Source organism: Exiguobacterium artemiae 255-15 (assembly GCF_000019905.1).
GTDB lineage: Bacteria > Bacillota > Bacilli > Exiguobacteriales > Exiguobacteriaceae > Exiguobacterium_A > Exiguobacterium_A artemiae.
This window is the reverse complement of the sequence record NC_010556.1, coordinates 2,183,931-2,202,566: the sequence shown is the minus strand read 5'-3', so window position 1 is coordinate 2,202,566 and position 18,636 is coordinate 2,183,931. Positions and strand designations below refer to the sequence as shown.

Sequence of the window (18,636 nt, the reverse complement as noted above, 5' to 3'; positions counted from 1 at the left end):
AAGTAATGAACCGCTCCCTGTATCAGAGACCTAGTGGTGCTGCGAACTAGGACATAGCGCTTCATGAATTACGCTTCCAGGAGCTTCTTGAGAAATCAAGCGGACTGCCCCGTTATCGGCAATCTAAGTGGCATGATTTTCATGCAATTAGGGTGGTACCACGGAATATTCCGTCCCTTCGTTTCAGACGAGGGGACGGTTTTTTTTTAGACTATTTTAGGGGGAAGACAGATGACGTTACTTGAAGATTTAGAGTTTCGCGGATTGATCAGCCAGATGACGGATGAAGAAGGAATTAAGGAGTTACTTTCCAGTCCGACGACACTTTACACAGGATTCGATCCGACAGCTGATTCGCTCCACATCGGACATTTACTGCCGATTCTTGTCTTACGACGCTTCCAGGAAGCAGGACATCATGCGATTGGATTAGTTGGCGGAGCGACAGGGATGATCGGGGATCCAAGCGGTCGTTCGACGGAACGCTCACTGAATACATCAGATATCGTTGAAGAATTTGCTAACCGGATTAAAGGGCAGTTATCCCGCTTTTTACCGCTTGATGGTGAAAATCCTGTGACGATTGCGAACAATCTTGACTGGACAAAGGATTTGACGATCATTGATTTCTTACGTGATATCGGAAAACATTTCCCGATCAGCTACATGCTCGCGAAAGATTCCGTTGACTCGCGCCTGCAAAATGGGATTTCATTCACGGAGTTTTCTTACATGTTGCTTCAGTCATTCGATTTCCTGAAGCTGTATGAAAATGAAGGATGCCGCCTGCAGGTCGGCGGAAGTGACCAGTGGGGGAACATCACAGCTGGAATGGAATTGATCCGCCGTGTCGGTCACGATCAAAAGGCATTCGGGATTACCGTACCGCTTGTGACGAAATCGGATGGACAAAAGTTCGGGAAAACAGCCGGCGGAGCAGTTTGGCTCGATGCCGATAAAACGACGCCGTACGAATTTTACCAGTTCTGGTTCAACGTCGACGATCTCGATGTCATCAAGTTCTTAAAATACTTTACGTTCCTGACACCTGACGAAATCAACGCACTCCAACAGGAAGTCGAAACGGCACCGGAAAAACGCGTCGCGCAACGCCGGTTGGCTGAAGAGATGACGGTTCTTGTTCACGGAGCAGAGGCGCTTGAACAATCGGAACGCATTACAAAAGCACTTTTCAGCGGTGAAATCAAATCATTGAAAGCAGAAGACATTGCCGATGCTTTCAAAGGGATGCCGCGTTTCACACTCGGTGAAGCAACCAATCTGGTCGATATCCTTGTTGAAGCCAAAATCAGCCCGTCAAAACGTCAAGCACGTGAAGATGTAACGAACGGTGCGATTTACATCAATGGAGATCGTGAACAAGAATTAACAAAAGAGATCACAAAACAAGATGCGATCGGTGATTTTACAATTATCCGCCGCGGGAAAAAGAAATACTTCGTGCTTGAACATGCTTAAATAGAATGAAAAACAACGCTGACGATTTCGTCAGCGTTGTTTTTTTTGTTTAAGCGACACGGAACAACCGGAGCGGAAGCAGTCGAACCGCGATTGTCGTTGCAAGCAATGCTTTCAGGAAATCCCCCAAAATAAACGGTGTGTTGATGACAAGGGCATCCATGAAGGAAAGGTGGAGAACCAGCATTAATCCGAATGTACCAAGGACATAGACAAGACCAAGTCCAAACACAATCATCCCGATGAACAACGGCAGGAAACGGCGGGTCTTTTCAGCGACCAGACCGATGAAGAAACCGGCAATCGGAAAAGCAATCAGATAACCGACAGTCGGACCGACGAACGGGGCAAGTCCTCCTTTTCCACCGAGCAACGGGAGACCGGCAGCGGCAAGCAATAAGAAAATCAAGACAGCTAGTCCGCCGCGTTTCGCGCCGAGAATGGCGCTGACCGTCATGATGGCCAGCATTTGCAGTGTGATCGGCACAGGACCGACGAGTTGAAGTTGCGGCAACAGACTGACCGCAGAAATGATGGCAGCACCTAACGCAATAAATGTAAGATCTTTTGTTTTCATAAGATGACACGTCCTCTATGTTTTTGTGTTAACCAATATAAAATAAAGGTTAACACAAAAAAAGCAAAAGGGAAACATAAAAAAAGCACCCACCGGAGTGGATGCTTGAAACAACTGATTAACGTGAGTAGTACTCAACGACGAGTTGTTCTTGGATTTGATCGTTCAATTCAGAACGCTCTGGAAGACGGACGAACGTTCCTTCGAGCTTCTCAGCATCGAAAGTAACGAAGTCTTTAGTTGCTGGTGCAACTTCGAGTGCTTCTTTGATAACGACAAAGTTCTTCGATTTTTCGCGAACTGAGATCGTTTGACCTGGTTTCACGCGGAACGACGGGATGTCGACGCGAGCGCCATCAACTTGGATGTGACCGTGGTTGACGAGCTGACGAGCAGCACGACGTGTACGAGCCATACCCATACGGTAAACGACGTTGTCAAGACGTGCTTCAAGTAAGAACATGAAGTTCTCACCGTGGATACCAGGCATTTTGCCAGCATCGTTGAAGATACGGTTGAATTGGCGTTCGTTTACTCCGTACATGTGACGAAGCGTTTGCTTCGCTTGAAGTTGAAGACCGTACTCAGACATTTTACGACGGCTGTTACCGTGTTGTCCTGGAGCGTACGGACGTTTTGCGATTTCTTTTCCTGTTTCAGTAAGTGAGATACCGAGACGACGTGAAAGTTTCCAAGCTGGACCTGTATAGCGAGCCATAATAAGACTCCTCCTTAGTGTTCGTTATTATTTGCATAAAAATAATAACGCCATCAAACCCACGTTACGCCCATTTCATGATGTGGCATCCTCGCTTGATAGCAAAGTTACACGATGCCCCTCCGGCAAAGCCGAGTCATGAAATGTGATACGCAAGCGATTTGACCGCTATCGTTATCATTTCTGCACTTTTACAAGTATACGTCTGCTGATTCGTGCTGTCAATCAAATATGACGAAGAAGAATTTCGCTGAATGCTTCGAGACCGGCTTGATCCGTCTCATCGAAACGGCTGAGTTCAGGACTGTCGATATCGAGGACACCAATCGTTTTTCCGTCTTTAATCAACGGGACGACGATTTCCGAATTCGTGGCCGCGTCACAGGCGATGTGTCCCGGGAACGCATGAACATCCATGACGAGTTGTGTCGTCTGATCTTGTGCCGCTGTACCGCAAACGCCACGACCAAGCGGAATCCGGACACATGCCGGTAATCCTTGGAATGGTCCGAGCACCAATTCGTTTTGTTCTTGATCCATCAGATAAAAACCGACCCAGTTTGTTCGGTCGAGAAATTGACCGAGGAGTGCACTTGCATTTGACAGATTGGCAATCTGGTTTGTTTCTCCCGTCAGCAAAGCATCAAGCTGTTTATTCAACATCTCGTATTGTTTTGTACGATCGCCATCATAAGTCGTTGTCTCAAACATATAGAATTCCTCCTGAAAAATCATATTTCATTCATCTTATCGGGTTTTCCCGCGACTGACAAACAATTGATTTCAGGAATTCCGACTTAAAAATCCGGAAGAAATTAGTAAAAGCCCGAGTAAATCTATGCAAATCGGTTGCGCTATACTATTATAAGGATAAGATTAAAGCGAATTTCTCAAAATATAAAGTCGCTTGATAGGGTGGAGGTCGTAGCAAATGTGGGCATGGGTGATTGGCGTCATCGTCATCGTATTACTCGTCATGCTGTTCAGCATGGTCAGTCGGAAAAAATATTATACGAAAATCGATGAACTTGATCTTCGGAAACAAGGAATCATCAGCGCGTCGATTCCGAAGGAGTTGCAAGAACTGAAGGAACTCCCGATGGCGGGTGAGACGGAGACGAAATTCACTTCCTGGCATCAAGCATGGGAGGAACTCGTGACAGTCCACGTCGCACAAATCGACGAGACATTATATCGAGCGGAAGAAGGATTGGATCGTTACCGGTTTGTTGCGGTCAAAAATGATCTGGAAGTGACAGAACAATTAATTGCCGAACTGGAAGGATTAATTGATGAAATGCTGGCAGAGATGTCAACATTCAAAACGAATCAGTCGGTCTTGGCGGAACTCAAGGCGCAAGGCGAAACAAATTCGAGCCAAGTTCGTAAGTCACTGTTGTTGCAGGCGACGTCATTCGGACCTGCATTACCCAATCTTGAAGAGCAGGCGGAACAAATCGACCGGTTACGCGTCGAGATGGTTGCCTTTGAAGAAGCGGGCGAAGTGACGAAAGCTTATGAGACCAGTCTGTTACTGGAAGCAAAAGTAGAAGAAACACGCCAACTCGTCGAAGTGATTCCACAACAATGGAAGACACTTGCACATGAATTACGTCAACGGATTGACCAGCTCAGTGCCGGGTACAAAGAAATGACGCTTGACGGTTATCCGCTTGAACCGCTTGGAATGCAGTCGGATATCAAACGGTTTGAAGAACAACGTCTGAGTCTCGTCAAAAAACTCGAATTCCTGGAAATCGCGGGACTTGAAGAGCAGGTGCAACAACTCGCTTCGGATATTGATCAAATGTACGATACGTTCCGGCGGGAAGTCGATGCAAGACATCATGTCAAAAAAGAAAACCAATCATTGAAACAAAAAGCATTACGGATGCGGGAAAAGGTCCATCAACTGGCGCAGGAATTCAGTATGCTCCGTGAGAATTATGAGATTTCAGCAGATTTAGGGGAACATTACGAATCAATTCAGCGTGATGAAGAAATGTTGTTCGGAGCAGCAAAAGATTTAGATGAATCGATTGCGAGCCGGATCATTCCTTTCAGCATGCTTGAAGATCAAATGCGGGATGCTGTCCGTTTGGAAGAACAGCTGATGCTTCAATATGAACGGTTCGCCGTTGAACTGCAGGCATTACGGAAGGAAGAAACAGAAGTACGTCAACGTGTTGCCGAGTGGCGCCAACTGTTATCGACCATCCGATTACGCTTAAAACGACTCGGTCTCCCGAAAATTCCGGCAGACGTCGAAGAGGCTTTACAGGCATCAAGCCGTTCACTGCAGACACTCGAGATGCGGTTGGAAGAGTTGCCGTTTAACGTCCATTACATCGTTTCGCAAAGTGAAGATGTCAACGGAACGTTTAAAACATTGCAAGAACGGATAGATAAAGTAGTATTCGAAGTCACGTATGCAGAACGACTCGTCCAATACGCCAATCGATTCCGTCGACAAGATAACGAGATACATATGTCGTTGACGATTGCTGAGACGAAGTTCCTTGCAGGAGACTATGAACGGACGATTGCGTTAGGGGAACAAGTGTTACAACAGTTTGATCCTAATTCGATTGAACGTATTCGAAAAGCATGCGGTCAACCGGAAACGATGCATGCATAATCATCACTGACAATTCAGGGTGGCCGTCCAGGTCACCCTGTTTTTGTAAAAAAAGGAGCGATTGAGATGGGGAAACTGTATGTGAACGGAATCATTCGAACGATGTCGCATGAAACAGACATTCATTCGGCGATGTTCGTTGAAGGAACGCGTATCATTGCAATGGGGGAAGAAGGAAAGTTACGCCGGCGGTTCGGAAGACGGATTCTGTCAATCGTTGACCTGAACGGGAAAGCTGTTTACCCGGCCTTCACGGATGCGCACATTCATTTAATCGGATACGGAGAAGCGATCGGGCGGGTCGATGCATCAAACTATGCGACACTTGAGGAATTAGGAAAAGCATTTGTTGAGGCAGAGGCAATCAACGGGTTACATGTGGCGGAAGGGTACGATGAAACGAAGCTTGACCGGGCGCCGACGAAAGCATGGTTAAACCAACTGTTCCCGACAGAACCAGCGCTCTTAAAGCGGACGGATCGGCATACAGTCCTCGTTAATGATGTGTTATTCAAACAGCTGGGGTATAAAGCCTCAACTGTCGTCGAAGGCGGGAAAATCGGATTACTTGAATCAGGAGAAGCAGACGGATTCCTTTACGATGCAGCGATTGAACCGCTGTACGCCTTACAATCCGGATCGGTCGAGCGGAATAAATCCTCGTTGCGGTCGGCAATCAAAGACTTATACCGTCACGGAATTATTGCTGCACATACGGAAGATTTAGCGTATCACGGTGATTTAGAAGAAGTCCTGCAGGCCTACCGGGAAGTGACGGAAGAAACAGGCTTCCATGCCCATCTGCTCGTTCATCATTTAGTCATCGATCAACTCATTCAGATGAATCCTGTATTGCCATCGACTCTGTCGACCGGCGCGATGAAACTGTTTGTTGACGGAGCACTTGGCGGACGAACGGCACTGCTTGGCAGAGGATATTCGGATGATGCGACGACACGCGGCATCGAAGTCCATTCGCCGGAACAACTGGAACAACTCGTGAAACGAGCCCGGAGTTATGGCTTCACGGTGGCGGCACATGTCATCGGCGATTTGGCGATCGAACGTTTTGTCGCTGTCCTCGAAAAATATCCGGCGCCAAAAGGAACACGGGACCGGATCATTCATGCGACGGTCGTCCGTCCGGAATTATTGGCACGGATTCGTAAATTACCGGTCTTGATTGACGTCCAACCGGTCTTCCTGCTCGATGATGCAGATTTTGCGCAGGAACGTCTTGGTCTGAACCGTCTCGATTGGGCTTATCGATTGAAGTCACTGGGGGAAACGGGAGCGCTTCTATGTGGCGGATCGGATGCGCCGATCTCGAATCCGGATGTCCGGCGGGCCTTGTATGCCGCGACGACCGGAACAGCAGGGAACATCAATAAAACGAATGAAGTTTTGTCGATGTATGAAGCGTTATTATTGTTTACGAAAAATCCGCATATCGCGACGGACACCCACGGACGAAAAGGAATGTTGCTTCCGGGTTACGACGCGGACTTCGTCATTTTCGAACAGGATTTTTATACGTTACGCGGGGAAGCTGTTTTGCACAACCGCTTGCTGGAAACTGTTCAAGCAGGTAAAACAGTCTTTGAGTCGGCACCGGTCATGAATTAAAATAAAAAAACTGCCAATCGGCAGTTTTTTTATTTTATAAGAAAGAACGTTGGATTTTATGCCAAAATGTATTATTCGTTAATTTAACGGTCTTCAGTTCTTTTTCCGATAATTGAATATCGACAGAATCTGTCCGTTTTAAGCTGAGCGCCTCATTATCCATTCCGATGATCGGATAGTCGTTGCCGTCTTCGATGATACGTAAAGACAATTTCCGACCGCGGTTTAAGAGGAACGCTGAACCGAGTGTCCGGTAACGGTTGTTGTTGACGGACGCAATCTCACTGACTTGCAGACAATGGATCAATGGATCGACGATGGCACCTGACAATGATTTGTTGTACGCCGTTGAGCCGGTTGGTGTCGAGATGACCATACCGTCCCCGCGGAATGTCTCAAACAGGAAACCGTCAATGTAAACTTCGATTGCGAGTGACTTGATGATGCTCGATTTAACGGAACACTCGTTCAGACACAGCATGGCTGGACCACCGTTGATCGAAGCTTCAAGCAACGGATAACGGCGGACTTCAATTTCGCCTTCTGAAGCGCGGCTGCCGGTTTCTTTGAAAATCGCTTCGACTGAAGACAGATCGTTGATGTCGAAATCACAGTAAAATGAATTTTGTCCTTCACCAAACCCGACATAAATGGCATCTTCCCGGAATCCCGTGAAGCGGGCCGCCTGAAGAAAGGCACCGTCTCCGCCAACAGAGACAATGATGTTGGCTTGTTTGTGATCCTGGACGACGTTCAATCCATACCGATTTCCTACTTCAATCAGTTTACGTACCTGCGTCTCGTGTCTTTGTTTATTACGGTAATACAGGTAGACATTGTTTCGAGCCATGGTCAATTCCCCCTTGAAAGCGTTTCATGAACTCTTTCATTATACCTGTCTTTGACAAAAATCGGTACTGATAGCTTAAAGCACGGGCAGAAATCTTGTGTTATCGTGGCAGTATTTTTATAGTAGAATGGAAAACGACATATGAATCTATTGGGAAATGGGGAATTTACATGGCAACATTTAAAGGCAATGCCATCACATTAATCGGAACACCTGTTGAAATCGGACAAGAGGCACCGGATTTTGAGGTTCTAGCAAACGACCTTTCACCGGTGACACGCGATACGTATGAAGGAGTCCGCATCATCAGTGTCGTGCCGTCAATCGATACAGGTGTCTGTGATGCCCAAACACGTAAATTCAACGAAGAGGCAGCAGCGATCGAAGGTGTGACGGTCTTGACGATTTCAAACGACTTACCGTTTGCACAACGTCGCTGGTGTGCAGCAAGCGGCCTCGATAACGTCGTCACACTGTCCGACCACCGCGATCTTTCATTCGGTACACAATACGGAGTAGCAATCGAAGAACTTCGTTTGCTCGCCCGTTCCGTATTCGTCATCGATGCGTCAAATGAAGTCGTCTACGCGGAATATTTAGAAGAGTCAACGAACGAAGTTGATTTCGATTCGGCACTTGCAGCTGCTAAAGGCGCAAAAGCAACGAAATAAGAATAGTTTACAAACGGCGTAAAACCGCTACAATGAAAGTAATGAGAAAAAACGGCTCCCAAGAAGTGCGGGGGCCGTTTCGTTTTGGAAAGGGTGGGAAACATATGGAATCGTTAGAAAAATTATATAAAGAACTGACGCAACAAGCACGTAAGTTAGAACGTGATTTGGACATGCCTTATCTTGAAGGATTAACGGAAGTCATTGACCGCTTAAATGAGCGGCATACGGAAAACGTGGAACCGGAAACAGTCCGCAAAGCGGTTTCCCTCGCAATTCTTGAAGGAATGAAACAAGCGCAACCGAATCATTTGCCGACACCGGACAGCGTTGCATTGTTTGCGGGTTATTTAATCGGGAAATTAATCAAGAAGGAGGATGTCCGTCTACTTGATCTCGGAAGCGGAACCGGCGGCATGTTGCATGCTGTCCTCAGTCAACTTCCAAAAGATACGGTTGCCGAAGCCGTCGAAGTGGATGAAACGTTGATTCGATTATCGGCATCGGTTTCGGAATTAATGGATTATCCGGTCAACTATACGCATCAGGATGCATTACGTCCGCTCCTACTTGATCCGGTCGATTTGGCGATGGCAGACTTGCCGATTGGCTACTATCCGGATGAGGAAGTTTCAGAAACGTACGTTTTAAAACGGGACGAAGGCATGAGTTACAGTCACTTCCTGTTGATTGAACAAGCGATGAATTATGTTAAGCCGGGCGGGTTTGGTGTGTTTGTCATTCCGAATGGACTTTTTCAACATGATACAGAAGGTAAACTGAAGCAGTATTTCGAAACGAAAGCACATGTCGTCGGAATCCTCCAATTACCATTGACGATGTTTAAACAGGAGCAAGCGGCTAAAAGTTATCTGATAGTCCGGAACCACTTGGCGGGCATGACGATGCCGAAACAAGCATTACTGGCCGAGTTACCGTCGTTTACGGATGCCCGTGCGTTTGGCGGAATGGTGAAACAGATTGATGAATGGATTAACACAGAATTAAAATGAAATGCGCAAAGTGATTGAAATCTGTCGTTAATTTGACTATTCTAGTGTAGAACAGAAAAAGAGCAAGACTCATACAGATGTGAATGTCGATCGATTTGAATGGAAAAGGGGAAATAAATCATGGCAAAGATTATGGCAGTAAACGCCGGTAGTTCGTCACTGAAGTTCCAGTTACTTGAGATGCCGAACGAAACGATGATTGCAGTCGGTTTAGTAGAGCGCGTCGGAAAAGACGATGCCATCTTTACGATTAAATACGGAGAAGGACAGAAATTCACAGACGTTCTTCCACTTGCAACACATAAAGAAGCAGTTGAATTGTCACTTGAGAAGCTGATGGAATTCGGCATCATCTCATCATATGATGAGATTAAAGGTGTCGGACACCGTGTCTTACACGGGAAGGAAAAATATGCGGACTCTGTCATCATTACAGAAGACGTCATGCAAGATATCGAATCGTACACGGAGCTCGGTCCGTTGCACATTCCACCAAACTTGATCGGGATTCGCGCATTCCAAGCGATCTTGCCAAACGTACCGCAAGTCGCAGTCTTCGATACAGCGTTCCACCAAACAATGCCGGAAGAAAACTTCCTTTACAGTCTGCCGTATGAGTACTATACAGAGTACGGCATCCGCAAATACGGTTTCCACGGAACAAGCCATAAGTACGTCACAGAACGTGCCTCTGAACTGCTCGGCCGTCCGTTACAAGACTTGCGTCTGATCTCATGTCACCTCGGAAGCGGAGCGTCAATCGCAGCCGTTGCCGGCGGTGAATCGATTGACACAACGATGGGCTTCACACCACTTGAAGGAATTACAATGGGTACGCGGTCTGGTTCACTTGACCCGGCTCTGATTCCGTTCTTAATGGAGAAGACAGGGAAAACAGCAGAAGACGTCTTGAACGTCATGAATAAAGAATCTGGTATTTACGGTCTGTCTGGTCTTTCAAGCGATTTGCGTGATGTCCAAACAGCTGCAAAAGAAGGAAATCACCGTTCAGAAATGGCGCTTCGCATCTTTGCGAACCGGATCCACGGCTACATCGGACAATATGCAGCCGAGATGAACGGAGTCGATGCGATCATCTTTACAGCAGGTGTCGGTGAAAACTCGGATTCGATCCGTGAGCGTGTCTTACGCGGTCTCGAGTTCATGGGCGTTTACTGGGATCCATCACTCAACAACGGTGCACGCGGCGAAGAATTATTCATCAACTATCCGCATTCACCGGTCAAAGTCATCATCATTCCAACGAATGAAGAATTGATGATTGCCCGCGATACAGTTCGTGTAGGTGGATTGGTTGAACAAAACGCATAAGTAAATCAAACGTCTGGATGACAACGAAAGTTGTGTTCAGGCGTTTTTTTGTTTGACGGTTTGTCAAATTAAGTGCAACACTTCTTCCGTGAAGACCTCGTATGCAGTTTTCCAGTTAAGACATTTTCGTGGTCTCCCATTAATCCAGGCGAGCGCTTGAGCGATTTCAGAACGACTGACCTTTCCGAAATCTGTCCCCTTCGGGAAAAATTCACGGAGAAGACCATTGGCGTTCTCGTTACTACCACGCTGCCAAGAAGAATACGGATCTACAAAATACATGGGTAAGCCTAACGTGTCACGAATTCGTTCATGACAGCTAAACTCTTTTCCACGATCTGTCGTCGCAGTTTGGAACGTTCCCAACGGGAAGGAAAGATGTAATGCTTGAATCGCAGACTCCATCGATTGAGCGGACCGATTTTCCATCGGTACAGCGAGATAAAAACGACTCTTTCGCTCGACGAACGTTGCGACACAGGCTTTTGACGTTCCTCTACCCGATACAACAGTATCAAGCTCCCAATGTCCAAACGTTTGACGCCCTTTGACGTCGGACGGACGTTTACTGATTGGCAGTCCGACGTTGAAGCGTCCGCGCGTCTCACGTGGTTTCTGACGCTTTCCCTTTTGCCGAAGAAGTCCAGAATCGGCCTCGACGAGGCCACTATAAATCCAACGATAAATTGTCTTGAACGAGAGTCCTTCTTCTTGGAATAATCGTCCGGCAATTTGTTCAGGGGACCACGTCTCCCGTAATTTTTCGAGGATGCAGATTCCTTTTTCGAGCGTAAACTTCGTACGTGCACCGCACTTCTTTTTTCGCTCCACATAACGCTGGTCAGCATGAGAAGAATCGTAATGAGGATTTCGTTTCAATTCTCGAGAAATCGTAGAAGGTTGACGCCCCAGGCGTCCCGCAATCTTTCGGACAGAGAAACCTAGCTCGAGATACGTCTCTATTTTGACTCTTTCTGATATGGTAAGATGAATATAGCTCATAACGAATCCTCCGTTGAATTTTGTGTGGTAACTCTATTCTACACGAGGCCGTTATGGGTTTTTTTGTGTTTTCAGCTAGGTGTTGCACTTAATATTACAATTCGTCGTTTGAAAAAAATCATCTGAACAGACTAAAAACAGAAGGGTTGCCGCTGTTGTTAAAAACGTTTGTTACAACAGTTGTCATATAAAAAACGTGAAAACGAAAGTTAAACCGGTTATTGTCGTAAAAACGGTTCGAAACCGTTAAAAATGAGTCTTTTGTAACACAAAAGTAACAATCGCGTCATCTTTTTGTGGTCTATATGTAACGGCACTGCTCCATTTTGTCATGTATATTAATGTAAGTTACAAAACAGGAACAATTATGGAGGAGAGATTACATGATGATGAAACGAATAATCGCTAGTGTTTTAGCAGTCTTGTTAGCACTCAGTTCGTTTGCAGGTCTTCAAGCGGAAGCTGCAACTAAAAAAAATGTCAAGTCGTCGGTCGATAGTCTGATTGTTCGCCAGAAAGCCACAACAGCGTCCAAGAAACTCGGTCTTCTATATAAGAATCAAACATTGCCGTACAAAGCAAAAACAGGAAACTGGTATAAAGTCAGCTATAAAGGAAAAACAGCTTACCTCAGTGCCCGTTATTCTAAAGTCGTTACATCAAGCGGTTCGAAGAAACAATCAACAGGCGGATGGAAAACAATCACAAACGTCAGTGCGACAGCTTATACACCATATGATCCAGGCAGCGGTAACTTAACAGCTATCGGTTGGAACATCAAGAGTTCGAAAAAGAAAGTCGTAGCAGTTGATCCACGCGTGATTCCGCTTCGCTCAACAGTAAAAGTGTATTACAAAGGGAAATTAAAAGGGACGTACACAGCAGCAGATACAGGCGGTGCCATCAAAGGCAAGAAGATGGATATTCTGTACTACTCACGTGCCGAAGCCTTTAACTGGGGTCGTCGTAACGTCACTGTTAAATACAAATAAGTTTTTTCAATCAATCGTACATCGGTGCGATTGATTTTTTTTTTTTTTTTTGTCTTAAAAAAGCACCCCCTCTTTTTAGAGGGAGTGCTGAAAATAAGTTCAATTAAAGGCGGACGATTAAGACATCACATTTCGCATAACGGGTAATACTTTCAGAGACACTACCAATGAAGAAACGTTCGACAGCATTTAAACCGGTTGCACCACAGATGATCAAATCAACGTTATGATTCGGTGCAAGCTTTTTGGCGATGGTTACTTTAGGAGAACCGTATTCAATAGCAACTTCAACATCTTTGACACCACGTTCTTGAGCCGTCTTGACGTAATCATCAAGCAGTTCTTTCGCATAGGATTCGGCACGTTCGGTGATCGTCCGATCGTACGCTTCGACAGTCGCGAAAGTCCGCGTATCAATGACGTGAGCAATGACGAGTTTGGCATTGTTTCGAAGTGAGACGTCAATCGCCGTTTCAAAAGCACGTTCTGCCTCTTTTGATCCGTCGACTGCTACTAAAATGTTGTGATATACGATTGCCATCATGTATCCATCCCTTCGTGTTCGTCTGATTTTACACCCTTATTATACCATTCCCTTAAATAGAAGGTGAGGAACATTTAAGGAGATTTTAAAATTGTTCTTCGACAGCGGAACCCGTAAGATGGAAAGAGATGAAAGGAGGCGATGCCAAGATGAGGCACGCATTAATTACAGCAGGAACAAAAGGATTAGGTGAGATGGTGACCCGCCGTTTGCTTGAAGAAGGTTGGCACGTTACGGCACTACATCGCTCGGAACCGACATTTTCCCATGAACGGCTCCATTTGATTCAAGCAGACGTGACAAATCAAGATCAGTTGATGGAGGCGGTCGAACAGACGATGGCTGTCCACGGTCGGATTGACGCGTTGATTTTAAATGCGGGGCCGTATATCTTCGAACGGAAATCGCTCGTCGACTATTCGGATGAAGAATGGAATGAAGTAGTAACCGGTAACCTGACAGCTAGTTTTTGGTTGTTAAGAAAAATCCTTCCAATCATGCGCGACCAACAATACGGACGTATCGTTACATACGGTTTTCCGGAGAGCGCTTCTGCACCTGGGTGGGTGGAACGGGCTGCCTTCGCCGCTGCGAAAAGCGGTATGGTCAGTCTGACGAAAAGTGTTGCCCTTGAAGAGGCGGAACACGGCATCACAGTAAATATGGTCAATCCCGGCAATATTGTAGGGGACAATAAATCGAAGCGGATTGAAGAAGCGGCAGCGGATGATCAGACACCTATCGGACGAACGGGTGTCGGAGAAGATATCGCCCGAGCCATTTCGTTTTTACTGGCGGAAGAGTCCGGTCTGATTACAGGCGCAGTTTTAGATGTGACCGGTGGCGTCAATGTCGTCCATCAATCACGTCCTTGAAGAAGAGGAAGGCAAAAAAAGAGATCAATTCCGACTGATTCCGGAATTGATCTCTTTTTTTAGTGGGACGGGATGGACTGAAGATGTTTCGGATAGTGTGTCAAAGCTTCAGGACCGTTTTCTGTCAGATGAATATCGTCTTCGATTCGTACTCCGCCGACGTTTGGAACATAGATACCCGGTTCGAGCGTATAGACGATGCCGGCTTCTGCTGTCAGCAAATTGTTTGATGCGAGTGACGGGAATTCATGCACGTCGATGCCGAGACCGTGTCCGACACGATGCGTGAAGTAGTCTCCGTAACCGGCTTGATCAATCACGTTCCGGGCTGCTTGATCCAATGTGCCGAGGGTCACGCCGACCTGGCTGGCTTCTGTTGCAGCTTCAAGTGCCTGAAGAACGGTTTGGTAGATGGTTTGTTGTTCTTCACTGGCTTCTCCGTAAACGAAAGTCCGGGTGATGTCTGAACAATATCCTTTCCATACGACACCGAGGTCGAACAGAACGAAATCGCCTTCTTGAATGACACGGTCACCTGGGACACCGTGCGGATCGGCGCTGTTCGCTCCGAATAAAACGAGCGTGTCGAATGACATCTCACGGACACCTTTCTTTTTCATTTCAAACTCGATTGTTGAAATGACTTCCATTTCCGTGACGCCGGGACGAATCGCCTGTTTGCCGATTTCAACCGCTTCGTCCGCGAGTGCGGCTGCTTCACGGAGAATCTCAATTTCTTGAGCATCTTTTTTAAGGCGTAATGCTTGTAAAGGCTGACCAATATCAAGAATCGCCGCATTTTCCTGGCGGGCTTCCAACTCTTTGAACCGGCTGAACGTCATATGTTCACCCTCGATACCGATCCGGTTATTGGAAATCGAAAATGTTTTAAGGGCTTCGCTGATTTTATCAAATGGATGTTCATGGTCTGCATACGTAATGACTTCACCGTCCCATGGACTTGCGGCGACGATGTTTGCCTCGAGCGCAGGGCAGAAAAGAGCACGTTTTCCGTTCGCATCAACGATGACAGCCATCACGCGTTCATGGGGTTCCGCATAGACACCTGAGAAATAAAATACACTCGCTTTTGACGTAATCAATGCAACGTCAATTCCTGATTCTTTTAATACACGACTAATCTGGTTTGTCCGTTCTAACATATCGTTTCCACCTCTCTGTTCGTTTCATGATTCAGTATACCATCGTTGGAAATGGAAAACATTTCTCGTAAATCGAGACTAGTACACTTTTCATTCGTTGGAGTAGTACAGTATAATGACAGAAGAGTAGAATATAGGAAAAAGAAGGGATACAGCATGCCTACAAAACATGAACAGATCATCCGGCACATTGAGGATCTCGATGTGGGCGCCAAAATATCCGTCCGGCAAATTGCAAAGGACTTAACGGTATCCGAAGGTACGGCCTACCGTGCCATCAAAGAAGCGGAAAATTTAGGGTTCGTCTCAACGATTGAACGCGTCGGCACGATTCGCATCAAAAAGAAACAAAAAGAAAATATTGAAAAGCTGACGTTCGCGGAAGTCGTCAATATCGTCGACGGACAAGTTCTCGGAGGACGTGACGGACTGCATAAGACGTTGACGAAATTCGTCATCGGCGCCATGAAGCTGGAGGCGATGATGCGTTACATCGATGTCGACAGTCTCGTCATTATCGGAAACCGGGAAAAAGCACATGAACTGGTCTTGGATGCAGGAGCAGCGGTCCTGATCACCGGCGGGTTTGATACGACGGAAGACGCAAAACGGTTGGCGGACGAAATGGAGCTGCCGATCATTTCAACGTCTTACGACACGTTCACTGTCGCGACGATGATCAACCGGGCGATTTACGACCGATTGATCAAAAAAGAAATCCTGCTTGTCTCCGATATCTTGATTCCTTTACACGATACGTTTTATTTACAAACGAACGATCCGATTTCCAGATGGCATGAACTCAATGAACAGACGAAACATAATCGTTATCCGGTCATTGATGAACAGATGAAGGTTGTCGGTGTCGTGACGGCGAAGGATATCATTGACCGTCCGCACGATTGGCCCGTCGAAAAAGTCATGACCCGTCATCCGATCACGGTCGGAATTCGGACGAGTGTGACGAATTCCGCGCATCAGATGGTGTGGGAAGGAATTGAGATGTTACCGGTCATCGATCAATACGGTCGGTTGCTCGGGATCATCAGCCGACAGGATGTACTAAAAGCCCTGCAACTTGCGAACCGCCAGCCGCAAGTCGGTGAAACGTTTGATGATTTGATCACCGGACAAATCAAGGCGGCGGAAGATGCGAGAGGACCTTACCTTTCACTGGAAGTCTCGCCGCAAATGACGAACTTCATGGGAACGGCTTCAAGTGGCGTGTTGACGACTTTGCTCGTCGAAGGGGCGACCCGGATGTTGCGTCATATGAAAAAAGGCGACCTGGTCATCGAGAATGTCAGTATCTATTTCATCAAACCCGTCCAAATCGAGAGTACGATCACGATCCGGGCAAATGTCTTTGATGTCGGGCGGAAGTTCGGAAAAGTAGATGTCGAGATGTATCAAGGCACACAAATCGTTGCGAAAGCCCTCGTGACCTCGCAACTGATTGATCGATAACGTAACTAACAGGCCACAAAAAAAGACGGTAGATACCGTCTTTTTTAGGACTGTTCCGTCTGTTCCATTTCACGGACGACATACGGATAGATTTTTTTATAGCGGATGAAGCCGGCGATGAACGAAGCAACACCGATGACAATCAAAATCGAACAGACGACTTTTCCGATTGTCGTCGTCAATCCGTCACCGGAGACGAATTGGTTGACGGCAAACAAGATGACGAACAAGCTGAGCCAGATGCTCGCTTGCGTATTAAATAAAAATTTTCGGTTCGTGCTTTTCGTATGAAACGCACGTCGTTTGGCAAGCAGATATCCGCCGAGTGACAAGACGATTAACAGAATGAGAACAAACTGCATATGGATGACCTCCTTTTCTTTCTGTATCTGTTTGTATCATATCAATATTTAGAGGAGCTGTGCACTGTGAAAGAACAAATCAGACAATTGATTGAACAAGCATCCACGATCATCATTCATCGTCATGAACGTCCAGACCCGGACGCGTTAGGCAGTCAGTTTGGACTGCAACGAGTTTTACAAAAACGATTTCCTGATAAAAAAATAAAGGCCGTGGGTGAAATGGCGGCTTCACTTTCCTTCATGGGAGAACTTGATTCGGTGGACGCAACAGAATATCAACAGGCGCTTGTCATTGTACTGGATACAGCCAATCAAGGTCGGATTGATGGAGCGGAAGCCTTGAACGGGCAACAGACGATTAAAATCGATCACCATCCGGATGAAGATCCTTACGCAGACGTTCAGATTGTCGATACAACCGTCAGTTCGACGTCGGAGCTGTTGGTCCATCTTTTAAATGAATGGGAGTACGATATCCCGGCCGCTGCAGCGATTCAATTTTATGCAGGAATCGTTGGAGATACAGGTCGTTTCCAATTCAGAGGGACGACAAGCCGGACGTTTTCCGTCGCGGCGCAACTGCTTGATACAGGGATTGATACGGATTGGCTCTATCGAAATATGTATCAGACGGAACTAGTCGCTTTACAGTTACAAGGTTACGTGTTGCAACACATCCAGTTGACGGAAGCAGGCGTCGGTTACGTCGTGTTGACGCAAGATACGTTGGCGACGTTCGATGCGACCGTTGAACAGGCCTCTCTTCTTGTCAACAGTTTTGCAGGCTTGAAAGGCTTAAAAGCATGGGCCTTGTTCCTCGAAACAGATAAGGAAGTGCGTGTCCGTCTGCGCTCGAAAGGGCCCGTCATCAATGAGGTGGCTAAAGAATTCAATGGGGGCGGACATCCGATGGCATCAGGTGCAACAATCAAGAATTTAACGGAAGTTGATAAGGTCGTATCCCGTTTAAATGAAGTGGCAGAAGCCTTTACTTTCGAATAAAAAAGGGCTGCTCGCCATCATCCTGTTTCGGATACATGGCGAACAGCCTTTTTTGCATCAATGAGTGGTAGCCTCTTCCTGGGGGATGAACCAAGTTCCCCGTTCTGTATGATCTTCAATGACATTCAATTCAAGTTCTTTGACAGACTTACGAATTTTTTCAGCGATTTCTTCAGTCTCGGTAAAAGCGGTGACCCCTAATTTCAGTTGTTCCACTTTTTCACGAGCGATTTGGCTACGGTTTAAAATCATGGCAAACTCTCCTTCCGTGCAAGTCATGATGTTCTCTTTTTATTGTAGCGAAAAATGATAGGGATGGCGA

General features: G+C 46.5%; 19 protein-coding genes and 1 other annotated feature (1 of these 20 cut by a window edge). Of the genes, 10 read left to right on the top strand and 9 right to left on the bottom strand.

Translation table 11 applies throughout. The features are described from left to right. Positions 1-181, top strand: a binding site (T-box leader) (it extends 21 nt beyond the left edge of the window). A 50-nt stretch (positions 182-231) separates the two neighbouring features. Continuing rightward, entirely contained in the window at positions 232-1,479 is a 1,248-nt protein-coding gene (gene tyrS / locus EXIG_RS11405; RefSeq protein ID WP_012371104.1) for a tyrosine--tRNA ligase, read from the top strand. 49 nt (positions 1,480-1,528) lie between these two features. On the opposite strand, the gene EXIG_RS11400 is transcribed toward tyrS, so the two are convergent. The 3 genes from EXIG_RS11400 to EXIG_RS11390 form a co-directional block, all read right to left on the bottom strand. Next, the gene (locus tag EXIG_RS11400; RefSeq protein ID WP_012371103.1) at positions 1,529-2,056 is read right to left on the bottom strand and encodes a biotin transporter BioY; all 528 of its coding nucleotides are present in this window, start codon (positions 2,054-2,056) and stop codon (positions 1,529-1,531) included. Between the two features lie 118 nt (positions 2,057-2,174). Further along, entirely contained in the window at positions 2,175-2,774 is a 600-nt protein-coding gene (gene rpsD, locus EXIG_RS11395) for a 30S ribosomal protein S4 (RefSeq protein WP_012371102.1), read from the bottom strand. A 225-nt stretch (positions 2,775-2,999) separates the two neighbouring features. Beyond that, on the bottom strand, positions 3,000-3,485 hold the full coding sequence (locus EXIG_RS11390; protein ID WP_012371101.1) for a free L-methionine (R)-S-oxide reductase MsrC: 486 nt from the start codon (positions 3,483-3,485) through the stop codon (positions 3,000-3,002). Between the two features lie 220 nt (positions 3,486-3,705). On the opposite strand from EXIG_RS11390, the gene ezrA reads away from it, so the two are divergent. Together ezrA and EXIG_RS11380 are read left to right on the top strand one after the other, a co-directional pair. Continuing rightward, the gene (gene ezrA, locus EXIG_RS11385; RefSeq protein WP_012371100.1) at positions 3,706-5,412 is read left to right on the top strand and encodes a septation ring formation regulator EzrA; all 1,707 of its coding nucleotides are present in this window, start codon (positions 3,706-3,708) and stop codon (positions 5,410-5,412) included. Positions 5,413-5,478: 66 nt separating this feature from the next. Beyond that, a complete protein-coding gene (locus EXIG_RS11380) occupies positions 5,479-7,038 on the top strand; it encodes an amidohydrolase (RefSeq protein WP_012371099.1) in 1,560 nt (519 codons plus the stop codon). Positions 7,039-7,072: 34 nt separating this feature from the next. Here EXIG_RS11380 and EXIG_RS11375 read toward each other — a convergent pair whose 3' ends face one another. After that, entirely contained in the window at positions 7,073-7,888 is an 816-nt protein-coding gene (locus tag EXIG_RS11375; protein ID WP_012371098.1) for an NAD kinase, read from the bottom strand. 164 nt (positions 7,889-8,052) lie between these two features. On the opposite strand from EXIG_RS11375, the gene tpx reads away from it, so the two are divergent. The 3 genes from tpx to EXIG_RS11360 all read left to right on the top strand — a co-directional run bounded on the left by tpx (position 8,053) and on the right by EXIG_RS11360 (position 10,904). Then, on the top strand, positions 8,053-8,559 hold the full coding sequence (tpx, locus tag EXIG_RS11370) for a thiol peroxidase (RefSeq protein ID WP_148206690.1): 507 nt from the start codon (positions 8,053-8,055) through the stop codon (positions 8,557-8,559). Between the two features lie 104 nt (positions 8,560-8,663). Further along, positions 8,664-9,572 carry a class I SAM-dependent methyltransferase gene (locus tag EXIG_RS11365; RefSeq protein WP_012371096.1) on the top strand — a complete coding sequence of 303 codons (909 nt, stop codon included), beginning with the start codon at positions 8,664-8,666 and terminating at the stop codon, positions 9,570-9,572. A gap of 120 nt (positions 9,573-9,692) precedes the next feature. Next, positions 9,693-10,904: an acetate kinase gene (locus EXIG_RS11360; RefSeq protein ID WP_012371095.1), complete on the top strand. Its 1,212-nt coding sequence runs from the start codon at positions 9,693-9,695 to the stop codon at positions 10,902-10,904. Positions 10,905-10,967: 63 nt separating this feature from the next. Here the strand turns inward: EXIG_RS11360 and EXIG_RS11355 are convergent, their stop codons facing one another. Next, complete coding sequence (locus EXIG_RS11355; protein WP_012371094.1) at positions 10,968-11,906, bottom strand: IS30 family transposase; 939 nt, start codon at positions 11,904-11,906, stop codon at positions 10,968-10,970. 386 nt (positions 11,907-12,292) lie between these two features. Here EXIG_RS11355 and EXIG_RS11350 point away from each other — a divergent pair, with 386 nt between their 5' ends. After that, entirely contained in the window at positions 12,293-12,898 is a 606-nt protein-coding gene (locus EXIG_RS11350; protein ID WP_233494505.1) for a 3D domain-containing protein, read from the top strand. Positions 12,899-13,001: 103 nt separating this feature from the next. Here the strand turns inward: EXIG_RS11350 and EXIG_RS11345 are convergent, their stop codons facing one another. Beyond that, positions 13,002-13,439 carry a universal stress protein gene (locus EXIG_RS11345; RefSeq protein WP_026827730.1) on the bottom strand — a complete coding sequence of 146 codons (438 nt, stop codon included), beginning with the start codon at positions 13,437-13,439 and terminating at the stop codon, positions 13,002-13,004. Positions 13,440-13,591: 152 nt separating this feature from the next. Here EXIG_RS11345 and EXIG_RS11340 point away from each other — a divergent pair, with 152 nt between their 5' ends. Further along, positions 13,592-14,317 carry an SDR family oxidoreductase gene (locus EXIG_RS11340; protein ID WP_012371091.1) on the top strand — a complete coding sequence of 242 codons (726 nt, stop codon included), beginning with the start codon at positions 13,592-13,594 and terminating at the stop codon, positions 14,315-14,317. Between the two features lie 59 nt (positions 14,318-14,376). Here EXIG_RS11340 and EXIG_RS11335 read toward each other — a convergent pair whose 3' ends face one another. Beyond that, positions 14,377-15,480 (bottom strand): M24 family metallopeptidase, encoded by a 1,104-nt coding sequence (locus EXIG_RS11335; RefSeq protein ID WP_012371090.1) that lies wholly within the window; start codon positions 15,478-15,480, stop codon positions 14,377-14,379. A 156-nt stretch (positions 15,481-15,636) separates the two neighbouring features. Between EXIG_RS11335 and EXIG_RS11330 the strand changes: the two genes are divergently transcribed. Next, positions 15,637-16,947 (top strand): DRTGG domain-containing protein, encoded by a 1,311-nt coding sequence (locus EXIG_RS11330; protein ID WP_012371089.1) that lies wholly within the window; start codon positions 15,637-15,639, stop codon positions 16,945-16,947. Between the two features lie 44 nt (positions 16,948-16,991). Here EXIG_RS11330 and EXIG_RS11325 read toward each other — a convergent pair whose 3' ends face one another. Continuing rightward, a complete protein-coding gene (locus EXIG_RS11325; RefSeq protein WP_012371088.1) occupies positions 16,992-17,309 on the bottom strand; it encodes a YtpI family protein in 318 nt (105 codons plus the stop codon). Between the two features lie 66 nt (positions 17,310-17,375). On the opposite strand from EXIG_RS11325, the gene EXIG_RS11320 reads away from it, so the two are divergent. Continuing rightward, positions 17,376-18,314: a DHH family phosphoesterase gene (locus tag EXIG_RS11320; protein ID WP_012371087.1), complete on the top strand. Its 939-nt coding sequence runs from the start codon at positions 17,376-17,378 to the stop codon at positions 18,312-18,314. Between the two features lie 57 nt (positions 18,315-18,371). Here EXIG_RS11320 and EXIG_RS11315 read toward each other — a convergent pair whose 3' ends face one another. Then, a complete protein-coding gene (locus tag EXIG_RS11315; RefSeq protein WP_012371086.1) occupies positions 18,372-18,566 on the bottom strand; it encodes a YtzJ family protein in 195 nt (64 codons plus the stop codon). Positions 18,567-18,636: the final 70 nt, after the last annotated feature.

Excerpts from the sequence above, each read along its gene's own strand:
- tyrS (WP_012371104.1), top strand. The coding sequence starts at position 232 with ATGACGTTACTTGAAGATTTAGAGTTTCGCGGATTGATCAGCCAGATG.
- EXIG_RS11400 (WP_012371103.1), bottom strand. The coding sequence starts at position 2,056 with ATGAAAACAAAAGATCTTACATTTATTGCGTTAGGTGCTGCCATCATT.
- rpsD (WP_012371102.1), bottom strand. The coding sequence starts at position 2,774 with ATGGCTCGCTATACAGGTCCAGCTTGGAAACTTTCACGTCGTCTCGGT.
- EXIG_RS11390 (WP_012371101.1), bottom strand. The coding sequence starts at position 3,485 with ATGTTTGAGACAACGACTTATGATGGCGATCGTACAAAACAATACGAG.
- ezrA (WP_012371100.1), top strand. The coding sequence starts at position 3,706 with ATGTGGGCATGGGTGATTGGCGTCATCGTCATCGTATTACTCGTCATG.
- EXIG_RS11380 (WP_012371099.1), top strand. The coding sequence starts at position 5,479 with ATGGGGAAACTGTATGTGAACGGAATCATTCGAACGATGTCGCATGAA.
- EXIG_RS11375 (WP_012371098.1), bottom strand. The coding sequence starts at position 7,888 with ATGGCTCGAAACAATGTCTACCTGTATTACCGTAATAAACAAAGACAC.
- EXIG_RS11365 (WP_012371096.1), top strand. The coding sequence starts at position 8,664 with ATGGAATCGTTAGAAAAATTATATAAAGAACTGACGCAACAAGCACGT.
- EXIG_RS11360 (WP_012371095.1), top strand. The coding sequence starts at position 9,693 with ATGGCAAAGATTATGGCAGTAAACGCCGGTAGTTCGTCACTGAAGTTC.
- EXIG_RS11355 (WP_012371094.1), bottom strand. The coding sequence starts at position 11,906 with ATGAGCTATATTCATCTTACCATATCAGAAAGAGTCAAAATAGAGACG.
- EXIG_RS11350 (WP_233494505.1), top strand. The coding sequence starts at position 12,293 with ATGATGAAACGAATAATCGCTAGTGTTTTAGCAGTCTTGTTAGCACTC.
- EXIG_RS11345 (WP_026827730.1), bottom strand. The coding sequence starts at position 13,439 with ATGGCAATCGTATATCACAACATTTTAGTAGCAGTCGACGGATCAAAA.
- EXIG_RS11340 (WP_012371091.1), top strand. The coding sequence starts at position 13,592 with ATGAGGCACGCATTAATTACAGCAGGAACAAAAGGATTAGGTGAGATG.
- EXIG_RS11335 (WP_012371090.1), bottom strand. The coding sequence starts at position 15,480 with ATGTTAGAACGGACAAACCAGATTAGTCGTGTATTAAAAGAATCAGGA.
- EXIG_RS11330 (WP_012371089.1), top strand. The coding sequence starts at position 15,637 with ATGCCTACAAAACATGAACAGATCATCCGGCACATTGAGGATCTCGAT.
- EXIG_RS11325 (WP_012371088.1), bottom strand. The coding sequence starts at position 17,309 with ATGCAGTTTGTTCTCATTCTGTTAATCGTCTTGTCACTCGGCGGATAT.
- EXIG_RS11315 (WP_012371086.1), bottom strand. The coding sequence starts at position 18,566 with ATGATTTTAAACCGTAGCCAAATCGCTCGTGAAAAAGTGGAACAACTG.